Raw genomic sequence first — 3,993 nt, forward strand, 5'->3', positions numbered from 1 at the left:
TGTTCCCTGTTCCCTCTTTTCTGGAGATGTCTAATGGAAAGAAACCCAATCAGAAAGAGCTGATGACTTGCCAGTAATCATCCCATATTAATTGAGTTTTGCCATTAACACAATAGCAGACCGCGCCTCAACCCGATACCTAACACCGATAACTTTTGTAGCTGTATCTAAATCATTAAAATCTTTAGGAGAAGGAAAAGCAGTATTAATAATTAAATACCAACTTTTCCCTCTTTTTAAACGTGGTAACTCAAACATTAAATGTTTCCAATAAGCATTCAAAATAATATGAAAATATTCACCACTTTCAGGATGCTTCAAACTAAAAGCTAAAGTCCGAGAATCTAGATACCAATCAGGTTTACCAAAACGTACTCCATGCCAATTAATATTAGGCACTTCATTCGGGTAAATTTCCCCTTCTTCTCTAGCTAAAGATGACTCTGGAGTACCCGAACCAACTGTAGCTAAAACCTTATCTACCTGCATTATTTCTAACTCTTGGGTAAAATTAATAATCCCTTTCACAAATCGCAGTAAATCCGTTTGTTTCTCAATTTGCTCCCAATCAAACCAACTTAGTTCATTATTCTGACAATAACCATTATTATTACCAAGTTGAGTTCGCCTAACTTCATCTCCCATTAAAATCATTGGTGTACCTTGGGAGAAAAATAATATGGTGAAAAAATTCTTAATTTGTCGCAGTCGTAATCTTTCAATTTCCTGCCTATTAGTTAATCCTTCAACTCCACAATTCCAGCTATAATTATCATTAGCTCCATCACGATTATCTTCACAATTAGCTTCATTATGTTTTTCATTATAAGAAACCAAATCACTCATAGTAAAACCATCATGACAAGTAATAAAATTAATACTATGATTAGGTTCGCGGTCTGGTTGAGGATAAATATCAGGACTACCCATAATTCTAGCCGCTAACTTATCAACTATCTTGGGGTCACTTTTGACAAACTGACGAACATCATCACGATAATGTCCGTTCCATTCAGCAAAGCGATCGCCAATAAATGAACCCACTTGATATAATCCCGCAGCATCCCAAGCTTCTGCAATAATTTTTGCCCCTGCCAGAATAGGATCGGATTCAATTGCCCATAACACAGGTGGATCTTCCAACGGATCGCCAGTCATACTCCGAGACATAACAGATGCCAAGTCAAACCGGAACCCATCAACGTGCATTTCTCTAACCCAGTAACAAAGACAGTCAACAATTAAACGATGTACAAAAGGATTATTTGTATTGAAAGTATTGCCGCAACCGCTATAGTTAGTGTAATAAGTGGAGTCGTCTGTCTCCAGAATGTAATAAGTAGAATTTTCCAGTCCCCGGAAAGAAACTGTCGGTCCGTTTTCATTACCCTCTGCAGTATGATTAAAAACCACATCCAAAATTACTTCTATTCCAGCTTTGTGCAAAGCTTTTACCATATCCCGAAACTCATCCATCGGTCCGAAAATATCTTTGCGAGAACTATAATTGTGGTGAGGAGTAAAAAATGCGATCGGGCTATAACCCCAATAATTTATTAGAGGTTCGCGCACATCTTGTTCGTCAAATTGCTGTACAGGTAATAATTCTACAGCAGTAATTCCCAATTCTTTCAGGTAGGGAATTTTTTCAATTAGTCCGGCAAAAGTACCTCGTTTTTCTGGGGAAACACCAGAATTAGGGTTACGAGTAAATCCACCAACGTGCATTTCATAGATAACTGTATGAGCGTAAGGTATATTTAGAGGTACATCGTCTTCCCAGTCATAAGCAGTTGGGTCAACTACTACCCCTTTGAGAGCATAGGCACAGTTATTGCCATAACCAGTAGCAGCTTCACGACTATATTTTTCTTGTCCCACTACTACCCTAGCGTAAGGGTCTAGTAATACCTTTGTACCATCAAATCGATGACCTTTTTCCGGTTCAAGTGGTCCATAAGCTCGGTAAGCATATATTTGCCCTGCCTCAAGACCACAAATAAATATGTGCCAGTAATGATGGGTTTTATGTTGTTTAGGGTCAAGTAAAATTACTTGCTTTGGTTTAGCTGCCTCAGGCTCATCAAACAGTAATAATTCTATTGCTGTAGCATTTTTAGAGTAAATGGAAAAATTGACTCCTTTGGGGTCTTTGGAGAGTGTTGCGCCAATGGGAAAACTATTACCTGGTAAGATATTAAGATTCATAATTTTTGACTTATTTAACTATTAGATAACCTTGGTAATTTTATACAATGTAAATAGATATTTAACAAAACCATTGGAAGTATTAATTATGTATGAAAAAATTTTAATTGCTATTGATACCTCTGCTATTAGCGATCGCGTGTTTGACATAGCTTTACAGTTAGCAAAAATCGGTCAACCGAATCTGATGTTAGTTCATATTCTCTCGGAGGAAGCGGAAGAAAGTCCGATAAATTATTGGCCAATGATTGGTACTGACATTGGTACAAATCCAGAGATGATGAAAGAATATCATCAGCTTTGGGAAAAATTTGAGCAAGAATGTTTACAAATGTTGAAATCAAAAGCAGATAAAGCAAAAGAACTTGGGTTCAATACAGAATTTACCCAACTCAGAGGCAACCCTGGTCGGGAACTATGTAAATTAGCTCAAAAGTGGAATGCCGATCTAATCATTATGGGACGCCGTGGGCATTCCGTTTTTAATGAACTGCTATTGGGTAGTGTTAGTAATTATGTTATTCATCGCGCTCATTGTTCTGTTCATATCGTACAGGATTAGCTTTTTTTATTAGGCATCTCCTCCAAAAGAGGGAGTAGGTAGTAGGAGAAAAAAATCAATGAACAAGAGTGCAATAATTGATTTGATTTTTTATTCTTGGAGATGTCTATTATACCAATTTGATAAATGTTTGCTACAAATGCTTGAACTGTTTCTAGTAGTCAGTAGTCAGTAGTCAGTAGAAAGAAAAGAACTGTTATATCATGTCCGGATAATTAACGATCAAAAAAGTTTTTGTTTGTAGTAGGGCTTTAGCCCTTGAGATATCTATATTATTGCTAGAGCAATACTACGAGCTGTAATTATAACTATTCAACCGGACATGATATTATTAGGCGTTGCTGAATTGAAGTATGAATGCGCGATTGTTTGGTTCTAGTCCATGCCCCCGCGCATCCCCCAATTCTGGGGGACTTTTAGAGTTTTATCCCCCCCAAAATTGGCTTGCTCGGGGGGCAAAATCATACCCTAATTCAGCAACGCCTATTATTATCATTTTTGACCCTGAAATAATTCTCCAAGTGCTAAATATACATCTGACTTTAACCATTTTTGTTAACCAAACTATTCGTAACATTCTTTTTTCACGCTTGGTATTATTCATGAATGGATAATTGATAATTACCTCTGGTTAAAACCATTACGGAATTGAATATAAGGAGATACTATTTCTTCTCTTGGTCGATTGGATATGGCGAGGATACCCGCTCTTATAAAAGCCACTCCTAAGATCGCCATCCCACCCTACAGGAAGCTGCGCTAACAACCGCTGTCTTGGTCGATTGGATATGGCGAGGTCCCCTCGCCTTCCCTCGACCGCTTTTTCCTCTTAAAAGGGAAGGCTTTAAACCAGAATTATTTAATTATTAATTATTAATTGTTGAATATTCCCTCCATTCCTATACTCCCTATTTTCTTTTTAAGAATACTTGGTTTCTAAATCCCAGATAAAAAGGCTATATGAATAATTGCTTATGGATATTCTAGTAATAGCTAACTTTATCAAGAAAGCTACTCAAAATCATAATTTCCATTTTCATGAGGAATAATTAGTCTAAGATTGATTAGAGTTAAATCAACATTAAAATTTTTTTTTTCTGATAATTCAGATATAGCAATCAGGAATAAGTTGTGAGAATTCAGATGTTCCTTAAAAGTATAGAATATAGCAATTATTATATTCATATGATACATTTTTTTCTTTTTCTCTGTTCCCTGTTCCC

At 36.5% G+C, this 3,993-nt stretch carries 3 protein-coding genes; 1 reads left to right on the forward strand and 2 read right to left on the reverse strand.

What is annotated here, in order from left to right; translation table 11 throughout:
• Nucleotides 1-87: 87 nt before the first annotated feature.
• Entirely contained in the window at nt 88-2,208 is a 2,121-nt protein-coding gene (glgX, locus tag AC3DU7_RS27500) for a glycogen debranching protein GlgX (protein ID WP_488042442.1), read from the reverse strand.
• An 88-nt stretch (nt 2,209-2,296) separates the two neighbouring features.
• Here glgX and AC3DU7_RS27505 point away from each other — a divergent pair, with 88 nt between their 5' ends.
• Entirely contained in the window at nt 2,297-2,770 is a 474-nt protein-coding gene (locus tag AC3DU7_RS27505; protein WP_488042443.1) for a universal stress protein, read from the forward strand.
• Nucleotides 2,771-3,781: 1,011 nt separating this feature from the next.
• Here the strand turns inward: AC3DU7_RS27505 and AC3DU7_RS27510 are convergent.
• A partial coding sequence (locus tag AC3DU7_RS27510) for a hypothetical protein (protein WP_488042444.1) occupies nt 3,782-3,993 on the reverse strand: 212 nt, incomplete at its 5' end.

This window comes from Okeania sp. (genome assembly GCF_983059655.1).

Coding starts and splice junctions, on each gene's coding strand:
- glgX (WP_488042442.1), bottom strand. CDS start 2,208: ATGAATCTTAATATCTTACCAGGTAATAGTTTTCCCATTGGCGCAACA.
- AC3DU7_RS27505 (WP_488042443.1), top strand. CDS start 2,297: ATGTATGAAAAAATTTTAATTGCTATTGATACCTCTGCTATTAGCGAT.